19 protein-coding genes are annotated in these 20,796 nt (G+C 73.5%); 14 read left to right on the top strand and 5 right to left on the bottom strand.

Going from position 1 to position 20,796, the window contains the following annotated elements; translation table 11 throughout:
• Positions 1-33 precede the first annotated feature (33 nt).
• The 4 genes from NX794_RS09555 (at position 34) to NX794_RS09540 (ending at position 5,595) form a co-directional block, all read left to right on the top strand.
• Positions 34-3,204: a S41 family peptidase gene (locus NX794_RS09555; RefSeq protein WP_428985884.1), complete on the top strand. Its 3,171-nt coding sequence runs from the start codon at positions 34-36 to the stop codon at positions 3,202-3,204.
• An 87-nt stretch (positions 3,205-3,291) separates the two neighbouring features.
• Positions 3,292-3,645 carry a histidine triad nucleotide-binding protein gene (locus NX794_RS09550; protein ID WP_258777856.1) on the top strand — a complete coding sequence of 118 codons (354 nt, stop codon included), beginning with the start codon at positions 3,292-3,294 and terminating at the stop codon, positions 3,643-3,645.
• Between the two features lie 6 nt (positions 3,646-3,651).
• Positions 3,652-4,557, top strand: coding sequence for a ribonuclease Z (locus NX794_RS09545; RefSeq protein ID WP_258777855.1), 906 nt, complete (start codon positions 3,652-3,654; stop codon positions 4,555-4,557).
• Between the two features lie 33 nt (positions 4,558-4,590).
• On the top strand, positions 4,591-5,595 hold the full coding sequence (locus NX794_RS09540) for an adenosine deaminase (RefSeq protein WP_258777854.1): 1,005 nt from the start codon (positions 4,591-4,593) through the stop codon (positions 5,593-5,595).
• Here NX794_RS09540 and NX794_RS09535 read toward each other — a convergent pair.
• Complete coding sequence (locus NX794_RS09535; RefSeq protein ID WP_258777853.1) at positions 5,568-6,788, bottom strand: MFS transporter; 1,221 nt, start codon at positions 6,786-6,788, stop codon at positions 5,568-5,570. The two genes, NX794_RS09540 and NX794_RS09535, sit on opposite strands and share 28 nt — an antisense overlap.
• 447 nt (positions 6,789-7,235) lie before the next feature.
• Here NX794_RS09535 and NX794_RS09530 point away from each other — a divergent pair, with 447 nt between their 5' ends.
• The 9 genes from NX794_RS09530 to era all read left to right on the top strand — a co-directional run bounded on the left by NX794_RS09530 (position 7,236) and on the right by era (position 16,418).
• A complete protein-coding gene (locus tag NX794_RS09530) occupies positions 7,236-8,192 on the top strand; it encodes a 5-dehydro-4-deoxyglucarate dehydratase (protein WP_428985877.1) in 957 nt (318 codons plus the stop codon).
• A complete protein-coding gene (locus NX794_RS09525; RefSeq protein WP_258777851.1) occupies positions 8,189-9,478 on the top strand; it encodes a glucarate dehydratase family protein in 1,290 nt (429 codons plus the stop codon). The genes NX794_RS09530 and NX794_RS09525 overlap by 4 nt, the downstream gene beginning before the upstream one ends.
• Positions 9,479-9,546: 68 nt before the next feature.
• Positions 9,547-10,689: a carbohydrate kinase family protein gene (locus tag NX794_RS09520; protein WP_258777850.1), complete on the top strand. Its 1,143-nt coding sequence runs from the start codon at positions 9,547-9,549 to the stop codon at positions 10,687-10,689.
• 1,009 nt (positions 10,690-11,698) lie between these two features.
• Positions 11,699-12,778 carry a PhoH family protein gene (locus tag NX794_RS09515; protein WP_258777848.1) on the top strand — a complete coding sequence of 360 codons (1,080 nt, stop codon included), beginning with the start codon at positions 11,699-11,701 and terminating at the stop codon, positions 12,776-12,778.
• Between the two features lie 12 nt (positions 12,779-12,790).
• Positions 12,791-13,288, top strand: coding sequence for an rRNA maturation RNase YbeY (gene ybeY, locus NX794_RS09510; RefSeq protein ID WP_258777847.1), 498 nt, complete (start codon positions 12,791-12,793; stop codon positions 13,286-13,288).
• Between the two features lie 10 nt (positions 13,289-13,298).
• The gene (locus NX794_RS09505) at positions 13,299-14,600 is read left to right on the top strand and encodes a hemolysin family protein (RefSeq protein WP_258777846.1); all 1,302 of its coding nucleotides are present in this window, start codon (positions 13,299-13,301) and stop codon (positions 14,598-14,600) included.
• The gene (locus NX794_RS09500; protein ID WP_258777845.1) at positions 14,597-14,956 is read left to right on the top strand and encodes an MmcQ/YjbR family DNA-binding protein; all 360 of its coding nucleotides are present in this window, start codon (positions 14,597-14,599) and stop codon (positions 14,954-14,956) included. Before NX794_RS09505 ends, NX794_RS09500 begins: the two co-directional genes overlap by 4 nt.
• Before the next feature lie 58 nt (positions 14,957-15,014).
• A complete protein-coding gene (locus NX794_RS09495) occupies positions 15,015-15,368 on the top strand; it encodes a cytidine deaminase (RefSeq protein WP_258777844.1) in 354 nt (117 codons plus the stop codon).
• 96 nt (positions 15,369-15,464) lie between these two features.
• Complete coding sequence (gene era / locus NX794_RS09490; protein ID WP_258777843.1) at positions 15,465-16,418, top strand: GTPase Era; 954 nt, start codon at positions 15,465-15,467, stop codon at positions 16,416-16,418.
• An 8-nt stretch (positions 16,419-16,426) separates the two neighbouring features.
• Here the strand turns inward: era and NX794_RS09485 are convergent, their stop codons facing one another.
• From NX794_RS09485 to NX794_RS09475, 3 genes are read right to left on the bottom strand one after another with little or no spacing between them, the layout of a single operon-like run.
• Positions 16,427-17,746, bottom strand: coding sequence for a GH1 family beta-glucosidase (locus tag NX794_RS09485; RefSeq protein WP_258777841.1), 1,320 nt, complete (start codon positions 17,744-17,746; stop codon positions 16,427-16,429).
• 50 nt (positions 17,747-17,796) lie between these two features.
• Positions 17,797-18,786, bottom strand: a complete 990-nt coding sequence (locus NX794_RS09480; protein WP_258777840.1) for a CU044_5270 family protein — start codon at positions 18,784-18,786, stop codon at positions 17,797-17,799.
• Entirely contained in the window at positions 18,779-19,324 is a 546-nt protein-coding gene (locus NX794_RS09475; RefSeq protein ID WP_258777839.1) for an RNA polymerase sigma factor, read from the bottom strand. Before NX794_RS09475 ends, NX794_RS09480 begins: the two co-directional genes overlap by 8 nt.
• A gap of 218 nt (positions 19,325-19,542) precedes the next feature.
• Between NX794_RS09475 and NX794_RS09470 the strand changes: the two genes are divergently transcribed.
• The gene (locus NX794_RS09470) at positions 19,543-20,514 is read left to right on the top strand and encodes a hypothetical protein (RefSeq protein ID WP_258777837.1); all 972 of its coding nucleotides are present in this window, start codon (positions 19,543-19,545) and stop codon (positions 20,512-20,514) included.
• Here NX794_RS09470 and NX794_RS09465 read toward each other — a convergent pair.
• Entirely contained in the window at positions 20,511-20,777 is a 267-nt protein-coding gene (locus tag NX794_RS09465) for a protealysin inhibitor emfourin (protein ID WP_258777836.1), read from the bottom strand. The genes NX794_RS09470 and NX794_RS09465 overlap by 4 nt on opposite strands.
• Positions 20,778-20,796 lie beyond the last annotated feature (19 nt).

Raw genomic sequence — 20,796 nt, 5'->3', positions numbered from 1 at the left:
ACTGCGACGAACACCACGGACACCCCCGCCTACCTGCGATTCCCCCACCTGCGCGGCGACTTGGTGACGTTCGTCGCCGAGGACGACGTCTGGCTCGCGCCCCTCGACGGCGGCCGGGCCTGGCGGGTCAGCGCCGACAACCGGCCGGTGACCCTGCCGCGGATATCGCCGGACGGCCGGCATCTCGCCTGGACCTCCACCCGGGACGGCGCCCCCGAGGTGCACGTCGCCCCGGTCGAGGGCGGCCCGGCCCGGCGGCTGACCCACTGGGGCAACAGCCGTACCGAGGTGCGCGGTTGGACCGCCGACGGCCGGGTGCTCGCGCTCAGCGCGCAGGGCCGGCAGAGCTTCCGCCACACCTGGGCGCACGCCGTCCCGCTGGACGGCGGCCCGGCCGAGACCCTGCCGTACGGCCCGGTCGGCGACGTCGCGCCCGGCCCGGCCACCGTGCTGCTGTCCGCGCCGATGGGCCGCGAGGCCGCCTACTGGAAGCGCTACCGGGGCGGCACGGCGGGCAAGTTGTGGATCGACCGGGACGGCGACGGGGAGTTCGTCCGCCTCCACGAGGACCTGGACGGCAACATCGAGTGCCCGGTGTGGGCGGGGGAGCGCCTCGCCTTCCTCTGCGACCACGAGGGCACCGGCGCCCTGTACTCCTCCCTCGCCGACGGCTCCGACCTGCGCCGGCACACCCCCCTCGACGGCTTCTACGCCCGGCACGCGGCCGGCGACGGCACCCGTGTCGTCTACGGCAGCGGCGGCGAACTCCTGCTGCTCGACGACCTGGAGGGCGCCGAGCCGCGCCCGCTGCCGGTCCGGCTCGGCGGGCCGCGCGCCGACCTGCGCCCGCGCCCCGTCAACGCCGCCCACTGGTTCGGCGAGGCGTCCCCCGATCACACCGCGCGCGGCAGCGCCGTCTGCGTGCGCGGCGGCGTCCACTGGGTCACCCACCGCGACGGCCCCGCCCGCGCCCTAGCCGCCACCCCCGGCGTCCGCGCCCGGCTGCCCCGCGCCTTCCGCGCCGACGGCGAGGAGTGGGCGGTGTGGGTCACCGACGCCGAGGGCGAGGACGCCCTGGAGTTCGCCCCCGCCACCGGCACCGTGCCCGGCGCCCCGCCCCGCCGGCTCGCCGCCGGACAGCTCGGCCGGGTCCTGGAACTGGCCGTGGCACCCGACGGCGCCCGGGTCGCCGTCGCCGCGCACGACGGCCGGCTGCTGCTGGTCGAGCGGGAGACCGGCGAGGTACGCGAGGTCGACCACAGCGACGACGGCGAGGTCTCCGGGCTGGTCTTCTCCCCCGACTCCGCCTGGCTCGCCTGGGCCCACCCCGGCCCCCGCCCGCTCTCCCAGCTGCGCCTCGCCCACACCACCGACCTGTCGGTCACCGAGGCGACCCCGCTGCGCTTCCAGGACTACGCCCCCGCCTTCACCCTCGACGGCAAGCACCTCGCCTTCCTGTCCAACCGCGCCTTCGACCCGGTCTACGACGAGCACGTCTTCGACCTCGCCTTCGTGGTCGGCGCCCGCCCGCACCTGATCACGCTGGCCGCCACCACACCCTCGCCGTTCGGCCCGCAGCGGCACGGCCGCCCCTTCGAGAACCCCGACAAGGACGACACCGACGGCGAGGGCGCCCCCGCCACCCGCGTCGACCTCGACGGCCTCGCCGACCGGATCGTGCCCTTCCCGGTGGAGGCCGGCCGCTACTCCACCCTGCGGGCCGCCAAGGACGGCGTCCTGTGGCTGCGCCACCCCGTGCGGGGCGTCCTCGGCACCGCCCGCGCCCACCCCGAGGACCCCGACCCGCACACCGGGCTGGAGCGCTACGACCTCGTCCAGCGCCGCCTGGAGCACCTGGCCTCCGACGCCGACCACTTCGAGGTCGCCGGCGACGGCAAGCGCGTCCTGCTGTGGACCGGGGGCCGGCTGCGGGTCGCCCCCGCCGACCGCCGTACCGGCTCGGACGACGACGGCGACGCCACCGTCACCGTCGACCTCGCCCGGGTCCGCCAGCTCCTCGACCCGGCCGCCGAGTGGCGGCAGATGTACGACGAGACCGGCCGGCTCATGCGCGACCACTTCTGGCGCGCCGACCTCGGCGGCGTCGACTGGGACGGCGTCCTGGCCCGCTACCGCCCGCTGCTGGCCCGCGTCGCCACCCACAGCGACCTGGTCGACCTGCTGTGGGAGGTGCACGGCGAACTCGGCACCTCGCACGCCTACGTCCGCTCCGGCGGCGGCCACCGCGGCGGCCCCCGGCACGGCCTGCTCGGCGCCGACATCTCCCGGCACGCGGACGGGAGTTGGCGGGTGGACCGGATCCTCCCGGCCGAGACCTCCGACCCCGACGCCCGCTCCCCGCTCGCCGCGCCCGGCGTCGCCGTACGCCCCGGTGACGCGATCATCGCGGTGGCCGGTCACCAGGTCGACCCGATGACCGGTCCCGGGCCGCTGCTCGCCGGCACCGCCGGGCACCCCGTCGAGCTGACCGTCTCCCCGGCGGCGGGCGGCGAGCCCCGGCACACCGTCGTCGTGCCCGTCGCCGACGAGGAGCCGCTGCGCTACCACGCCTGGGTCGCGAGCCGCCGCGCCCACGTCCACGCCGCCTCCGACGGCCGGCTCGGCTATCTGCACGTGCCCGACATGCAGGCCCCCGGCTGGGCCCAGATCCACCGCGACCTGCGCGTGGAGGTCGCCCGCGAGGGACTGGTCGTGGACGTGCGGGAGAACCGCGGCGGCCACACCTCGCAGCTCGTGATCGAGAAACTGGCCCGCCGCATCATCGGCTGGGACCTGGCCCGCGGCATGCGCCCCACCAGCTATCCGCTGGACGCGCCGCGCGGTCCCGTCGTCGCCGTCGCCAACGAGTTCTCCGGCTCGGACGGCGACATCGTCAACGCGGCGATCAAGGCCCTCGGCATCGGACCGGTCGTCGGCACCCGCACCTGGGGCGGTGTCATCGGCATCGACAGCCGCTACCACCTGATCGACGGCACCCTCGTCACCCAGCCCAAGTACGCGATCTGGCTGGAGGGCGTCGGCTGGGACGTGGAGAACCACGGCGTCGACCCGGACGTGGAGGTCGTCCAGCGCCCCCAGGACTGGGCGGCGGGCACGGACGCCCAGCTCGACGCGGCGATCCGGCTCGCCCTTGAGGCGCTCGCGGACCGCCCCGCGAGCACCCCGCCGACCCTGCCCGACTGACCCGACCGCACCCCGCGGAAAGGGACGGGACCCGTCCGCCCCCGACCGACTACGATGCCCGGTAATTGATCAACAGGAGGCACACCCATGGCCGGAGAGCCGCAGGACGACTGCCTGTTCTGCAAGATCGTCGCGGGCGAGATCCCGGCGACGGTCGTCCGCGAGACCGAGACGACCCTCGCCTTCCGCGACATAAACCCGCAGGCGCCGACGCACGTCCTGGTGATCCCCAAGGCCCACTACGAGAACGCCGCCGCCCTCGGCGCCGGCGACCCGGGGCTCGCCGCCGACGTCCTCGCCGCCACCCAGGCCGTCGCCGACGAGGAGAAGCTCGACAGCTACCGCACCGTCTTCAACACCGGCGGCGGCGCCGGGCAGACCGTCTGGCACGCCCACGCGCACGTGCTCGGCGGCCGCGGCCTCCAGTGGCCCCCCGGATAGCCAGGCATGTCCGTCCGTGAACTGGTGGTCCTCGGCACCGCCAGCCAGGTCCCGACCCGGCACCGCAACCACAACGGCTACCTGCTCAGGTGGGACGGCGAGGGCATCCTGTTCGACCCCGGCGAGGGCACCCAGCGCCAGCTGCTGCGCGCCGGGGTCGCCGCGCACGACCTGAACCGGCTGTGCGTCACGCACTTCCACGGCGACCACTCCCTCGGCCTCGCCGGGGTCATCCAGCGGATCAACCTCGACCGGGTCCCGCACGAGGTCACCGCGCACTACCCGGCCTCCGGGCAGCGCTTCTTCGACCGGCTGCGGTACGCCACCGCCTACCGCGAGACCGTCCGCCTCACCGAGGCACCGGTCGCCGCCGACGGCGTCCTCGCGCGCACTCCGTCGTACACCCTTCAGGCCCGCCGGCTCTCCCACCCGGTCGAGTCCTTCGGCTACCGGCTGACCGAGCCCGACGGCCGGCGCATGCTGCCCGACCGGCTCGCCGCGTTCGGCGTCCGGGGCCCCGACGTGGGCCGGCTCCAGCGCGAGGGGCGGCTCGGGGACGTGACGCTGGAGGACGTCAGCGAGGTGCGGCGCGGGCAGCGGTTCGCGTTCGTCATGGACACCCGGCTGTGCGAGGGGGTGTCCGCGCTGGCCGAGGGCTGCGACCTGCTCGTCATCGAGTCCACCTTCCTCGACGAGGACACCGCCCTGGCCGAGGACCACGGGCACCTGACCGCCGGGCAGGCGGCGGCCGTCGCCCGGGACGCGGGCGTACGGCACCTCGTGCTCACCCACTTCAGCCAGCGCTACTCGGACCCCGCCGAGTTCGGGCGCCAGGCCCGGGCCGCGGGCTACGCGGGCGAACTGACGGTGGCCTACGACCTACAGCGGGTGCCGGTCCCCAAGCGCCGGTGAAACCGCAGGTGGCGAGGGTCGTACGATGATTCGATGCCCCTCCCCGCAGCAGAACTGCACCTCCACGTCGAAGGCACCCTCGAACCGGAGCTGGCCTTCGAGCTGGCCGCCCGCAACGGCGTCCGGCTGCCCTACGCCGACACCGACGAACTGCGCGAGGCGTACCGGTTCGAGGACCTCCAGTCGTTCCTGAACCTGTACTACGAGCTGATGGCCGTCCTGCGCACCGAGCAGGACTTCGCGGACCTCGCCGACGCCTACCTGGCCCGCGCCGCAGCGCAGGGCGTCCGGCACGCGGAGATCTTCTTCGACCCGCAGGCCCACCTCGCCCGGGGCGTGGCGATGGGCACGGTGGTGGAGGGGCTGTGGCGGGCGCTCGCCAGCAGCGAGCGACGCCACGGCGTCTCCACCCGGCTGATCATGTGCTTCCTGCGCGACGAGTCCGCCGAGTCCGCCCTCGCCACCCTGGAGGCCGCGCGGCCCTACCTGGACCGGATCACCGGCGTCGGCCTGGACTCCGCCGAGGTCGGGCACCCGCCGGCGAAGTTCCGCGAGGTCTACGAGGCCGCCGCCGCGCTCGGCCTGCACCGGGTCGCGCACGCCGGCGAGGAGGGGCCGCCGGAGTACATCACGGAGGCCCTGGACGTCCTCGGCGTCGAGCGCGTCGACCACGGCCTGCGCTGTATGGAGGACCCGGCGCTGGTCGAGCGGCTGGTCCGGGAGCGCGTCCCGCTCACCCTGTGCCCCCTCTCCAACGTCCGGCTGCGCACCGTGGACACCCTGGCCGACCACCCGCTGCCGGCCATGCTCGACGCGGGCCTGCTGTGCACGGTCAACTCCGACGACCCGGCCTACTTCGGCGGCTACGTCGGCGACAACTTCACCGCCGTGCGCGCGGCGCTGGGCCTGACCGAGGACCGGCTGCGCGAGCTGGCCCGCAACTCCTTCCTCGCTGCCTTCCTGGACGACGACGAGGAGCGCCGGGCGCGTTACCTGGCCGAGGTCGAGGCCTACGAGTTCGGGGACACGGTGGCGTAGGCCTCCCGGACGAGCGCGGCGGCGCTCTCCAGGGGAAGTGTCTCCGGGGGGAGTGCGACGACGTGCGGTGGCTGCCCGGCCGGGCGCAGCGCCACGGCCGTCATCGGTACGGCGGCGAGCAGCAGCCCGGCGCCGAGCAGCAGCCCTATCGCCGGGAAGCCCGCCCAGCCCGCCAGCAGGCTGCCCGCCAGCGGGCCCGCCGCCGTGCCGAGCGAGGCCGCCGACCCGGCCAGCACCGCCCAGCGGCCCTTCGGGTCCAGGGCGGCGGCGAGCCCGATGACGTACGACAGCACGACCGGGTAGAGCAGGTTCCAGGCGACCTCGCCCGCCGCGAAGACCGGCAGGTCCGTCGCCGACGCGCTGACCGCGACACAGCCGGCGATGAGGGCCGTACCGGCGCCGATCGGCAGCGCGCGGCCCAGCCGGGTGCCGAGCGCGCCCGCGCCGAGCACGCCCAGCAGACCGGCGCCGAGCGCGACCGCGAGGACCGCGCCGACGGTGACCTCGGTGAGATGGGCCTGTAAGACACCGATCCGGCCGCTCACGCCCCACAGGGCGTTCTGGGCGAGCGACCAGCAGGGCATGGCCGCGACCAGCGGCAGCCCCGAGCGCGGGTGCGGCAGCCGGCCGCGCGCGACGGCCGCGCGGACCGGCACGGTACGGCGGGGCAGGCGGCCGGTGAACGGCCAGACGGCGAGCGCGGTCAGCGCGATCGCGGCCAGCGGCAGCCCGTGTCCCGGGCCCAGGTGGGGGAGCGTCAGGTAGAGCGCGCCGGCGAGGACGGAGACAGCGAGCAGGCCGGCCGTGGTGACCCGGTGCGGGTCGCGCGCGGCGGCGATACCGCTCGTGGCCACCGCGGCGACGGTGCCCGAGCCGAGCCCGCCCGCGACCGCTCCCGCGACGACGGCCGGTACGGAGCCGGTGAGCGCGGCGCCGCCGTAGCCGAGGAAGGCGAGGGCGAGGCCGGCGCGGGCGAGGGCGCGGGGGCCGGTCCGGTCCACCCGGGTGGCCAGCAGGAAGCCGGCCGTCGCCGAACTCAGCAGCAGGGCGCTGCCGATGGCGCCGGCCTCGGTGGTGGTGAGCGACAGCCCGCCGGCCAGCCGGCCGACGGCGGTCGGCAGCAGGTAGGGGGCGAGGTACCCGGCGGTGAAGAGCGCGAGGAGGGGCCGGGGCAGGGCGAGGGGAGCGGACACGGGCGTTTCCAGGGCAGGGCAGGGCGGGGCAGACGGAAGCGAAGCGAGCAAGTTGTATCAAGCACGCGGATACGGAAGAAGATCACTAAGTGTGATCTGGATCACATCTGAGTTTGCGCTCCGCCGAGTGGGGTAAGAGTGCGCCCCCTCCACTCTCTGGTCGTGCACTCGTCAGACGTGCGCTATAGTTGATCACGTCGCGGTCGCCGGGAACTCCCGGTGGCGGACGCTGCGTTGGTGGTCCAAGGAAAGACGCCCCACTTCCTGTGGGGAGATGCAGGTGCAAGGCCTGCCCGGCGCTCCAGTGGAGCCCCATCCCGCCGTGTGCGGGGTGGGGCTCTTTGCGTTGCTCGTGTGTCCTTCTCGCATGCCGGGCGCCCCGTTGACGCTCCCGTGTGCGTGTATCTAGCCTCGGTTCTCATACATGGACGGCATTCACAAGGGGAGATGGTCAGCGTGGGCGGCGATCCGGCTCCGGAGCAGGTGGCGCGGCGGCTGCGGGAGGGGATGGCGCGCGGTGTGCTGTCCTTCCCGCTCACCGCCTTCCGTGACGACGGCTCCCTCGATCCCGACGGCCTGCGCGCCCATGTCGCCGGCCGGCTCGCCACGGGGCCCGGCGCCGTCTTCCCGGCCTGCGGCACCGGGGAGTTCTTCTCGCTGGACGAGGACGAGTACCGCACGGTCGTCTCCGTCACCGTCCAGGAGGCGGCCGGACACGTGCCCGTCGTGGCCGGCACCGGGTACGGCTGGGCGCAGGCCGCCCGGTTCGCGCGGATCGCCGAGGAGGCCGGCGCCGACGCCCTGCTCGTTCTGCCGCACTACCTCGTGGACGCCCCGCAGGACGGACTCGCCGCCCAGCTGGAGCACCTCGCCGCCCGCACCCGGCTGCCGCTGATCGCCTACCAGCGCGGCCAGGTCGCCTACGGCGTCGAGGCGTTGCGGCGCATCGCGCGCGTCCCCGGTGTCATCGGCCTCAAGGACGGCCACAGCGACCTCGACCGGCTCCAGCGCCTCACCCTCGCCGCCCCCGACGGCTTCCTCTTCTTCAACGGCGCCGCCACCGCCGAGATCCAGGCCCGCGCCTACGCCGCCGTCGGCGTCCCCGCCTACTCCTCCGCCGTGCACGCCTTCGCCCCCGAGATCGCCGGCGCCTTCCACACCGCCCTCCGTGACGACGACCACGGCACCGTCGAGAAGCTGCTGCGCGTCTTCTACGTCCCCTTCGTCGAACTCCGCGACCGCGCGCCCGGCTACGCGGTGTCCCTGGTGAAGGCGGCGGCCCGGCTGCGCGGACAGCCGGTCGGCCCCGTACGCGCCCCGCTCACCGAGCCCTCGCCCGCCGACCTGGCCGGCCTCGAAGCCCTCCTCACCGCCGGCCTCGACCTCGTGGGAGCCTCCCTGTGACCCGTGACCTGACCATCACCGAGGTACGGCTGACCCCGATCCTGGTCGCCGACCCGCCGCTGCTCAACACCCAAGGCGTGCACCAGCCGTACACCCCCCGGCTGATCGTGGAGGTCGTCACCGCCGACGGGGTCACCGGGCTCGGCGAGACCTACGGCGACACCGAGTACCTGGAACTCGCCCGGCCGCTGGCCGAGTCGCTGCCCGGCCGGTCGGTCATGGACGTGAACAGCCTCTTCGGGATCGACCTCGCGGTGGACGAGTCCCGGGTCGGCGAGGCCGTCGACGCCGGCGGGCTGCGCGGGGTGCAGAGCGCCGGCAAACTCCGGCTGTCCGTGCTGTCCGCCTTCGAGGTCGCCTGCCTGGACGCGCAGGGCAGGGCGCTCGGGCTGCCGGTGCACGCGCTGCTCGGCGGCAAGGTCCGCGACCGCGTCGAGTACAGCGCCTACCTCTTCTACAAATGGGCCGGGCACCCGGCGGGCGTACCGGCCGAGCCGGACCCCTGGGGGGCGGCCCTCGACCCGGCCGGAGTCGTCGCGCAGGCCCGGGAGTTGCGGGACCGGCACGGGTTCACGTCGTTCAAGCTCAAGGGCGGTGTCTTCCCGCCGGACGAGGAGATCGCCGCCGTACGCGCCCTCGCCGAGGCCTTCCCCGGGCACCCGCTGCGCCTCGACCCCAACGGCGCCTGGTCCGTCGCGACTTCCCTGAAGGTGGCCGGCGAACTCGGGGACCTGCTGGAGTACCTGGAGGATCCCACGCTGGGCACGCCCGCCATGGCCGAGGTGTCGGCCGGCACCGGCGTGCCGCTCGCCACCAACATGTGCGTGACCACCTTGGGCGAGATCAGGGAGGCGTTCACCCGGGACGCCGTACAGGTGGTCCTCTCCGACCACCACTACTGGGGCGGGCTGCGCCGCACCCGTGAACTCGCCGCCGTCTGCTCCGCGTTCGGGGTCGGGGTGTCCATGCACTCCAACACCCACCTCGGCATCAGCCTCGCCGCGATGACCCACGTGGCCGCGACCGTGCCCGACCTGCACCACGCCTGCGACTCCCACTACCCCTGGCAGTCCGAGGACGTCCTCACCGAGCGGATCGCCTTCACCGGCGGCGCGGTCGAGGTCTCCGACACGCCCGGCCTCGGCGTCGAGCTGGACCGGGACGAACTCGCCCGGCTGCACCGGCGATGGGCCGACGACGACGGCACACTGCGCGACCGGGACGACGCGGCGGCGATGCGGGCGGCCGAACCGGACTGGCGCACACCGGTGATGCCCCGCTGGTGAGAGCCGCCGCTCCTCGACGCCGGCCTGGTGCACACTGGCGAGATCCGCACCACGCCAGGGAGCGCACCGTGACCCCGTCGCACACGTTCACCGGAGAGGAACCGGAACACCTCACCCGGGCCGGCCGCCGCCGCGCCCAGGTCGACCCGCTCGCCGCGCTGCGCGCCCCCGGCGACCCGCCCTGGGACGTCTACCTCACGGGCACGGTCTTCCTCGACATCGTCTTCACCGGCCTGGACTCGGCGCCCGTGCGCGGCACCGAGTCCTGGGCGCGGGGCATGGGCTCCAGCCCCGGCGGGGTCGCCAACATGGCCGCCGCGCTGGCCCGGCTCGGCCTGCGGACCTCGCTCGCGGCGGCCTTCGGGGACGACCACTACGGGGAGTACTGCTGGGACGCGCTCGCCGGGGGCGAGGGCATCGACCTGTCGGCCTCGCGGACCGTACCGGGGTGGCACTCGCCGGTGACGGTGTCGATGGCGTACGAGGGCGAGCGGACGATGGTCTCCCACGGGCACGAGCCGCCGCCCGAGGAGACCGCGCCGGAGGTGTCGCCCCGGGCACGGGCGGCGGTCGCCTCGCTGACGCCGGGGCGCCGGGCGCCGTGGATCGCGCAGGCCGCGCGGGCCGGCACCCGGATCTTCGCGGACGTGGGCTGGGACGAGACCGGCGCGTGGGACCTGGCCGGGCTCGCCGACCTGGAGCACTGCGAGGCGTTCCTGCCGAACGCGGAGGAGGCCAAGCGGTACACCGGCGCCGACTGCCCCCGGCGGGCCGCGCACGCCCTGACCGCACACGTGCCGGTGGCCGTGGTGACGCTCGGCTCCGATGGGGCGTACGCGGTGGACCGACGCACCGGGGAGGCGGCCGAAGTCCCCGCGATCGCCGTGGAGGCGCTGGACCCGACGGGCGCGGGGGACGTGTTCGTCGCCGGGTTCGTCACGGGCACGCTGGCGGGCTGGCCCCTGGCCGACCGGCTGGCCTTCGCCGGCCTGACGGCCGCGCTGTCCGTCCAGGAGTTCGGGGGATCGCTGTCGGCACCGGGGTGGTCGGAGATCGGGGCCTGGTGGAAACGGGTGCAGTCCCTGCCGGGTCAGGAGCCGATGGCCCTACGCCGGTACGCCTTCCTCGACGGCCTCGTCCCCGAGCGCCTGGACCGCCCGTGGCCCCTGCGCCGAGCGGTCCCCACGATCGGCTTCCGCCCGGCGACCTGACCCAAAGACCTTTTCCCACCCGCCCACCCGTCCCTGTCGGCCAAGCCGCGCCCCGCTCCAGCCGCCCGGCGCCCAAGTGCGACCGGTGGCGTGGGGATGCGCGTGCCCGGTGCCCGACGCTGTCGGCCGAGGCGCGCCCCGCTCCAGCCGTCCGGCGCCCAAGTGCGACCGGTGGTGTGGGGATGCGCGTGCCCGGTACCCGCCTCTGTCGGCCGAGGCGCGCCCCGCTCCAGCCGTCCGGCGCCCAAGTGCGACCGGTGGTGTGGGGATGCGCGTGCCCCGTACCCGTCCCTGTCGGCCGAGCCGCGCGCCCGCTCAGCCGGTGGGCGGCGAGACGTGGTCGATGGTGTCGGGGGACGTGGAGCCCGTGGCCGACGCCGCCGACTGAGCCCGCGCGCGCCCGCCCACTCGACCGGTATCGAGTAGTGGAGGGACGTGGCGAGGCAGGGGCGAGTGGTCTGGCCGAAGCCCCTGGCCGGCCCGCGCTCACCGGCCTTGGCAGGCCGACGGCGAGAAACGGTCGGTCATGGCGACTTACGGGAGGGCGGCGCCGGCCGGGCCGCACCGGCCCGTCCCAGGCGCTCGGCACCGAGAAGCGACCGGTTGCGTCCGAAGGAGCGTGGGCCCGTATCCGTACCCGTACCCGGATCTGACGGACAGGCCTCGCCCCCCGGGAGTCCAGCCGGCCCGCGCCGAGGAGACCGCCGTCCGAAGCCCCCGACACGCTCCGCCGTCCGAAGCCCGGGCACCAGCTGCCTCCTTGCCTGCCGGGCCCCGGCACCGGCTGCCTCCTCGCCCGCCGGCCCCCGGCATCGCGCCGCCTCCCCGCCCACCGGCCCCCGGCACGTACCCCCTCCAGAGGACCGGTACCGAGAAGCCCTCACCCGAAATGTGACCGTGTGAAAAGTGCTGCGAGCTTCCCGGAGGGGCGTCGTACTCTGGGGATGGGAGGCCGCCCTCAGTCGTGCGGCCGTGACGAGGAGGAAGCGCAGGCGTCGAGCGCCGGCCCATGACAGAGACACCCACAGCTCACACTCCCGCGCAGGAGCGGGCGCGAGCGCAGTTCACCGTCCCCGCCCAGCACCCCATGGTGACCGTGCTGGGATCCGGCGACAACCTCCTGCGTGTGATCGAGAAGGCCTTCCCGGCGGCCGACATCCACGTCCGGGGCAATGAGATCAGCGCGACCGGCGATCCCGTCGACGTCGCCCTGATCTCGCGCGTGTTCGACGAGATGATGCTGGTGCTCCGCACCGGACAGCCGATGACGGAGGATGCGGTGGAACGCTCGATCGCCATGCTCAAGGCGAGCGACAACGGGACGAGCGACGGTCCGGAGACCCCGGCCGAGGTGCTGACCCAGAACATCCTGTCCTCGCGCGGACGGACCATCCGGCCCAAGACCCTCAACCAGAAGCGCTACGTCGACGCGATCGACAAGCACACCGTCGTCTTCGGCATCGGCCCCGCCGGCACCGGCAAGACCTACCTGGCCATGGCCAAGGCGGTCCAGGCCCTCCAGTCCAAGCAGGTCAACCGGATCATCCTGACCCGCCCGGCGGTCGAGGCCGGCGAGCGGCTCGGCTTCCTGCCCGGCACGCTCTACGAGAAGATCGACCCCTACCTGCGCCCGCTGTACGACGCGCTGCACGACATGCTCGACCCGGACTCCATCCCGAGACTGATGGCCGCCGGGACCATCGAGGTCGCGCCGCTGGCGTATATGCGGGGACGTACGCTCAATGACGCCTTCATCATCCTGGACGAGGCCCAGAACACCAGCCCCGAGCAGATGAAGATGTTCCTCACCCGGCTCGGCTTCGAGTCGAAGATCGTGATCACGGGTGACGTCACCCAGGTCGACCTGCCGAACGGCCAGAAGTCGGGTCTCAGGCAGGTGCAGGAGATCCTGGAGGGCGTCGAGGACGTCCATTTCTCCCGGCTGTCGTCCCAGGATGTCGTCCGGCACAAGCTGGTGGGCCGTATCGTCGACGCGTACGAGAAGTACGACAGCGAGAACGGCACCGAGAACGGCGGCCACCAGGGCGCCCGGAGCAGGTCTCGCGCCAAGGGCACCCAGGGGAAGTAGACCAGCACGACCATGTCGATCGACGTCAACAACGAGTCCGGCACCGAGGTAGACGAGCAGGCGGTCCTCGACATCGCCCGCTACGCGCTCGCGCGGATGCGCATCCACCCGCTCTCCGAGCTGTCGGTGATCGTCGTGGACGCCGACGCCATGGAGCAGCTCCACATCCAGTGGATGGACCTGCCCGGGCCCACCGATGTCATGTCCTTCCCGATGGACGAGCTGCGTCCGCCGTCGAAGGACGACGACGAGCCGCCGCAGGGGCTGCTCGGCGACATCGTGCTGTGCCCGGAGGTCGCCGCCAAGCAGGGCGCCGACGCGCCGACGCAGCACTCCATGGACGAGGAGCTGCACCTGCTCACCGTCCACGGCGTGCTGCACCTGCTCGGCTACGACCACGAGGAGCCGGACGAGAAGGCCGAGATGTTCGGGCTCCAGGCCGCCATCGTGGACGGCTGGCGGGCCGAGCGCGGCCTGACCGGGCCGTCCCCGGCGCCGACCGTCTCGTAGGCGGGGCCGGATGTCCCCGCAGATCGTCGTCGGCGCGATCGCGCTGGTCGTCGTCGCCTGGCTCGCCGCCTGCGCGGAGGCGGGCCTCGCGCGCGTCTCCAGCTTCCGCGCCGAGGAGGCCGTCAAGTCCGGCCGGCGCGGCGGCGCCAGGCTCGCGCAGATCGCCGCCGACCCCACCCGCTACCTGAACGTGGCGCTGCTGGTCCGCGTCACCTGCGAGATGGCCGCCGCGGCCCTGGTCACCTACGCCTGCCTCCAGGAGTTCACCGAGACCTGGCAGGCCCTGCTCGTCGCCATCGGCGTCATGGTCCTGGTGTCGTACGTCGCCGTCGGCGTCTCGCCGCGCACCATCGGCCGCCAGCACCCGCTGAACACCGCGACGGCGGCGGCGTACGTGCTGCTGCCGCTGGCCCGGATCATGGGCCCGATCCCCTCGCTGCTGATCCTCATCGGCAACGCGCTCACCCCCGGCAAGGGCTTCCGGCGCGGCCCGTTCGCCTCCGAGGCGGAGCTGCGCGCGCTGGTCGACCTCGCCGAGAAGGAGTCGCTGATCGAGGACGAGGAGCGCCGGATGGTGCACTCCGTCTTCGAGCTGGGCGACACGCTGGTGCGCGAGGTGATGGTGCCGCGCACCGACCTGGTCACCATCGAGCGGTTCAAGACCATCCGGCAGGCCCTCACCCTCGCCCTGCGCTCCGGGTTCTCGCGGATCCCGGTCACCGGGGAGAGCGAGGACGACATCGTCGGGATCGTGTACCTGAAGGACCTGGTCCGCAAGACGCACATCAACCGGGACGCGGAGAACGACCTGGTCTCCACCGCGATGCGCCCGGCCGCCTTCGTGCCCGACACCAAGAACGCCGGCGACCTGCTGCGCGAGATGCAGAAGGACCGCAACCACGTCGCCGTCGTCATCGACGAGTACGGCGGCACCGCGGGCATCGTCACCATCGAGGACATCCTGGAGGAGATCGTCGGCGAGATCACCGACGAATACGACCGGGAGCTGCCGCCGGTGGAGGAGCTGGGCGAGAACCGCTTCCGGGTCACCGCCCGCCTGGACATCACCGACCTCGGCGAGCTGTACGGCCTGGAGGAGTACGACGACGAGGACGTGGAGACCGTCGGCGGCCTGCTCGCCAAGGCCCTCGGCCGGGTCCCGATCGCCGGTGCCTGCGCCGAGGTCGAACTGCCCGACGAGCGCCGCCTGAAGCTGACGGCGGAGGCCGCCGCGGGCCGCCGGAACAAGATCGTCACGGTGCTGGTGGAGCCGGTCCCGGTGCCGGTCGCCGAGGAGGCGGGCACCGAGTGACCCCCCAGGAGCTGCGCGCCCTGTGCCTGTCCTGCAACGCGGCCGTGGAGGACTTCCCCTTCAACCCGGAGACCTCGGTCTTCAAGGTGCTGGGCAAGATGTTCGCCCTGACGAACCTGGGCGCGCGGCCCCTGACGGTCAACCTCAAGTGCGACCCGGAGGACGCGGTCCGGCTGCGCACCGACCACGAGGGCCTGATCGTCCCCGGCTGGCACATGAACAAACGCCACTGGAACACCGTGACGGCCGACGCCACCCTGCCCGACCGCCTCCTGCGCGAACTGGTCGAGGACTCCTACGACCTCGTCGTCGCGGGCCTCCCGAGAACGGAACGCCTCCGCCTGGACCGGCCGTGACCCGGGACGCCGCACCCCGTGGCGGGGTGGGCGGGCGGTGGCTTCGTATGCTTTGGGCATGACCGACAGCAGCGCGCTCGACCCCGAGGACCGCAAGATCGTCACGCTGGCCCGTTCCGCGCGGGCCCGCAACGGTGTGCCCGAGGGGGCGGCCGTACGGGACGAGACCGGCCGCACCTATGTCGCCGGGACCGTGACGCTGGCCTCCTTGCAGCTGAGCGCCCTGCGGACGGCCGTCGCGATGGCGGTGGCGTCGGGGGCGACGTCCCTGGAGGCGGCGGCCGTGGTGAGCGACGCGGCGTCCGTGCCGGGCGAGGACCTGGCCGCCGTAGCCGACCTCGGCGGGGCCGGCACGCCCGTGCTGCTGGCGGGGTCGGACGGGACGCTACGGGAGACGGTCGCCGCGAGCTGACCGGCTGCCGGTGTGTTTGCGTCACGGTCCGCTGTCTCTGGGTGACCGGGGCCTCGCGGTGCGGCGGGGTGTTCTGGATCAGGGACAATGAACGGCATGAGCGTGCGTACCCCGTCATCCGAAGAGCCGGCCGAGACCGTCCACCGCGCCGGCTTCGCCTGCTTCGTGGGCCGCCCCAACGCGGGCAAGTCCACCCTCACGAACGCTCTGGTCGGGCAGAAGGTGGCGATCACCTCCAACCGGCCGCAGACCACCCGGCACACGGTGCGGGGCATCGTGCACCGGCCGGACGCGCAGCTGATCCTGGTCGACACCCCCGGGCTGCACAAGCCGCGCACGCTGCTCGGCGAGCGGCTCAACGACGTCGTGCGCGCGACGTGGGCCGAGGTCGACGTGATCGGCTTCTGCCTGCCGGCCGACCAGAAGCTCGGCCCCGGTGACCGGTTCATCGCCAAGGAGCTGGCGGGGATCCGCAAGACGCCGAAGGTCGCGATCGTCACCAAGACCGACCTGGTCGACTCCAAGGCCCTCGCCGAGCAGCTCATCGCCATCGACCAGCTCGGCAAGGAGCTGGGCTTCGAGTGGGCGGAGATCGTGCCGGTGTCGGCGGTCGGCGACAAGCAGGTAGAACTGCTGGCCGACCTGCTCGTCCCGCTGCTCCCCGAGGGCCCGGCCCTCTACCCCGAGGGCGACCTCACGGACGAGCCCGAGCAGGTGATGGTCGCCGAGCTGATCCGCGAGGCCGCGCTGGAGGGGGTCCGCGACGAACTGCCGCACTCCATCGCCGTGGTCGTCGAGGAGATGCTCCCGCGCGAGGACCGCCCGGCCGACCGCCCCCTCCTGGACATCCATGCCAACGTCTACATCGAGCGCCCCAGCCAGAAGGGGATCATCATCGGGCCGAAGGGCAAGCGGCTCAAGGACGTCGGCATCAAGTCCCGCAAGCAGATCGAGGCGCTGCTGGGCACCCCGGTCTTCCTGGACCTCCACGTGAAGGTCGCCAAGGACTGGCAACGCGACCCGAAGCAGCTCCGCCGCCTGGGCTTCTGACAGCTCCCTCACCCACGGCCCTGCGCCCCCAGCACCCCCCTGAACCAGTGGTACGACGCCTTCGGTGTGCGGCGCTGGGTCGGGTAGTCGACGTGGACCAGGCCGAAGCGGCGCGCGTAGCCCTCGGCCCACTCGAAGTTGTCCAGCAGGGACCAGACGAAGTAGCCGCGGACGTCGACGCCGGCCGTCAGGGCGTCGTGCAGGGCGCGGAGGTGGGCGTCCAGGTAGGTGATGCGGTCCTGGTCGTCCAGGCCCTCGTAGGAGCAGCCGTTCTCGGTGATGACGACCGGGGGGAGCCGGTCGCCGTAGCGCTCGTGGAAGGTGCGCAGCAGCTCGGTCAGGGCTTCCGGGACCACCGGCCAGCCGAAGTCGGTCTTCGGGACGCCCTCGATCTCGTGGACGGAGAAGGGGAGTCCGGGCGGCAGGGAGACGCCGCCGTACTCGGAGGCGGTGGCGCCCGGCGCGCCCACCCTGGTCGGCGCGTAGTAGTTGACGCCGTACCAGTCGAGGGGTTCCGCGATCACCTTCAGGTCCGCCGCGACGTCGCCGGGCATCAGCGCGTCCAGGCCGTCGGGATACTCGCCCAAGAGCAGCGGCTCGGCGAAGAGGCGGTTGAGGAGGAGGTCGTAGAAGCCGGCCGCCTCCACGTCGGCCGGCGAGGCGGAGGCCGGCCACACCGGGCCGTGGGAGTTGGCGATGCCGACGTCCGCCGCGCCGGCCGCCCGCAGCGCCCGCACCGCGAGCCCGTGGGCCAGGAGTTGATGATGGGCGGCCGGCAGCGCGTCGAAGAGCAGCCGCCTGCCGGGGGCGTGGGTGCCGAGCGCGTGGCCGAGGAGGGTGTGCTCGGCGGGCTCGTTCAGGGTGATCCACTTCGGCACCCGGTCGCCGAGCCGGCCGGCCACCACGCTCACATGGTCCGCGAACCGCGCCGCCGTGTCCCGCTCCAGCCAGTCCAGCGAGGCGGGCAGGTCCCAGTGGAACAGGGTCGGCACGGGCCGGACGCCGGCCGCGCACAGCTCGTCCACCAGGCGGTCGTAGAAGTCCAGGCCGCCGGGGGAGTTCACCCGGGGCCAGGAGACGGAGAAGCGGTACGCGTGCACGCCGAGCCCGGCCAGCAGGGCCACGTCCTCGCGATAGCGGTGGTAGTGGTCGCAGGCCACCGCCCCCGTGGACCCGTCCCGCACCCGGCCGGGCTCCGCCGTGAACACGTCCCACACGGACGGCTCACGCTCCCCGGCCGCCCCCTCGATCTGATGGGCGGAAGTGGAGACACCCCAGAGAAAGCCGTCCGGGAACCGGGGGAGCGGAGCACCCGCGTCAGTCGCCATGGCCGGATCATCCTTACCCCCGGTAACTCCCGTCAACGGTCGTGCCGAGGTCACTTGAGCCGTTCGGCGGTGAGGAAGGTGCTGTACTGGATCACCGAGTAGGGGCGGACGTTGAGCTTTCCGGGGTCGTCCAGCACCTGCTCCTCGTAGGAGAGGAGATTTCCGGTGGCCGGGTCGAAGACGAGCGTCCGCTTGTTGGGCAGCCCTCCGAACCGGTCGGTCAGCGAGAAGGCCTCGCCGCCGCGCCCGGCCCGGTCCTTGACGGCTCCCGCGTAGACGATCCCGTCCGCCGAGGCCAGCACGCGTAGGAGGGCCGCCCGCCCGGCGGGCGAGAAGACGTGGTCCTGGAAGCGTTCGGGGACCACCTCGTAGAGCAGCCCGGCGCCCGTCTTCTGCCCGCCCGCCAGCCAGGCGCGCATGTCCCCGACCGCCGTGGGGGGTTCACTCGCCCTGGTGGCGTCCGGACCGCTGGTACCGCTGGAGTGAACCGGTTCCTCGCCCACCGCGCCGGCCTCCTCCCAGATCTCGCGCTGGCGCTCGCTCTGGAATTGCGGTGTCAGGGACTCGCTCTTCCAGCGGGACGAGCCGTCGTGGTCCCCCCAGGTCTCGCGTCGCTCCGGGACGACGGCGGAGGTGACCTGGACGTTGTCGACAAGCGTCGAAAGGGACCAGCCGTCGGTGACGAAGTGCTCGGTCTGCCATGGGGCGGGCCGCGTGTCGGGCAGGCCGGAGACGCGGTCGGCGATCTCCTCCAGGACGTCGGCCGCTCGCCGGTCCGTGTGCTGCGGACGCAGCGGCGCGGGGGTGGCCGCCAGGGCCGGCTGCGCGACGATGCCGAACGGGGCCACGGCGAGGTAGCCGGCCACCGCGGCAGTGACCGCGGCGGCGGTGACGGTCCACGCCCACCGGCCCCGGCCAGGCCGGCGCGCCGTGGCCGCCCGCCGGGGACGCGCGAGCAACTCGTCGAGCCGGGACTGACTCGCTTCCTCGCCCGTGCGCACCGGGTTCAGCGCGCGCAGGGTCTGGTCGATGTCACGCATCGGCTCTCCCAAGAGTCGTCAGGGCCCGCGGCGCGGAAGCCGTGCCGGTGGTGGTGAGGCGCTGCCGCAGTCGAGTGCGGGCACGGTGCAGCCGCACGTGGAAGGTGGCCGTCGTACAGCCGAGAACCTTCGCCGCGTGGCGGGCCGGCAGCTCCTCCCACAGGGTCAGCCGCAGGACCTCCTGGTCCTGCTCTCCCAGGGCGTCGAAGGCGGCGGCCACCGCCAGGCTCCCCGCCACCCCGTCAGCGGGGTCGTCCACATGGTGCCTGCCGTGCCGGGCGGCAGCCTCGGCGAGGTTCCCCCGCCTCTGGTCGGCCCGCCGCGCGTTGGCCAGCACGCGCCGTGCCGTCGCGTACAGCCACGGCAGCACCGCACCGCGCGGTATCTCCTCCAACCGCCGCCAGGCGGTCAGGAACACCTCCGCCACGACGTCGTCCACAGCATGGGCGCCGTCCGAACGCCGGCGCACGTACGCGTCCACGGCCGCGTGGTGGGCGCGGTACAGCTCCGTGAAGCGCTGCTCATCAGGTGTGTTCACATCCCCTCCAGCCGGGTATGTGTCCGGCTCGCCGCCATCCTTACAAGCGACTTCGAAGAACCTTCGTGACGTCCGCCGGGCAAGCCCCGTAGGCGCCTGTGCGTGAAGTAGGCCAACCGGAGCATTCCGCTGGCCATGGCGCCCCGTCAGTTCTCAGACTGGGCGGCATGAATCGCCGATTCCGGTTCCTTCGGTCCATTCGATCGCGCGCGCGAGCCGTGGTCGCTCTCGCGGCCTGCCTGCTCGTGCTCGGCAGCGCGCCCAGTGCCTTTCCCGCCTCTCGTCCTGCCCCGGGCGCCGACGGCTGTATCGCCACCCCGGCCGCGTACCGGGCCGCGTGGAACGCCCGCGAGGTCCGCTGTGTGTCGCCGAATCTGTTCGGCACCACCCACACCCGGGGCGACACCTCCGTCTATCCGAGCGGCTTCTGGTACGCGTGGGCCGGCTCCAGCACCAACCTGGAACGGTATCTGGAGCTGCGGCACCGCTACGCCGACCGCCCGGCCAAGGTGGGCGTCGGCATCCTCTCCTACGTCGGCTACCCGGGCCTGGACGACTGGTCGACGCCGACCGATCTCGCCGTCTACACCCTGCCGCGCGGCGTCCGTGCCCAGGTGCCCGCCTTCGAGACCTGGTTCCGGCTGCTGGACGAGCGGTTCGGCGACACCGGCGCCTATCCGCTCGGCGCCCAGCGGGACCTGGTGTACGCCTACTCGCGGCTGCGCCAGGGCGAGGACGTCGTCGGCGCCTTCCAGCGGGTCACCGGCTGCCGGCGCGCCGATCTCCTCCAGGGCGCGGCCCCCTCGGCGGGCATCGGCTGCAACCGCTCCTTCCTCGGCGCGCTGGAGGCCGCGGGACCGTCGCCGTACGAGGGCGGCGACTCCCTGACCTGTTTCGCCGACTTCCAGCACCGCTACACCGGCCGCCGGGACGCCGCCGCGCTGCGCGGCGCGCTGTACCAGTGCCAGGACGCGGGTTTCCTCAACACCGGGGTCGGCCTCGGCTACAACACCTACGCCAACCCCTTCGTGTGCCGGCCCGCCGACCGGCAGAGCGTGCGGGAGCGGTACACCGGCCGGGAGTTCATCCTGCCGAACGCGACCTTCGCGTCCTTGCCGAGCCACGTCGACATCCCGCTGAACCTGGGCACCCCCGGCCGCCGCGACTTCCTGCACGACGGCTATTGCTAGGCACCCTCCTTCAGGACGCGGGAGATCAACTCCCGCTGCTCGTCCGTCAGTCGGGGGTCGGCCGCGTACACCGTGCGGTCGTCCACCGTGATCTCGTAGGCGAACCCGTCCGGAACCCCCGGCGGGGGCGCGTCCCGGCCGGACGCGAGCGCGCGCTCGGCCAGGGACCGCCACTCCCCGGCGTCGGGCCGGGACGAGGTGTCGACCTCGGCCCGGCGCTCGATACCCGCGAAACCGCCCGTGCGCCTCACCTGAATCCGCATGGAACCAGTGTCGCAGCGC

The organism is Streptomyces pyxinicus (assembly GCF_024753135.1).
Lineage (GTDB): Bacteria > Actinomycetota > Actinomycetes > Streptomycetales > Streptomycetaceae > Streptomyces > Streptomyces pyxinicus.
This window is presented reverse-complemented; position numbering and strand designations above follow the sequence as displayed.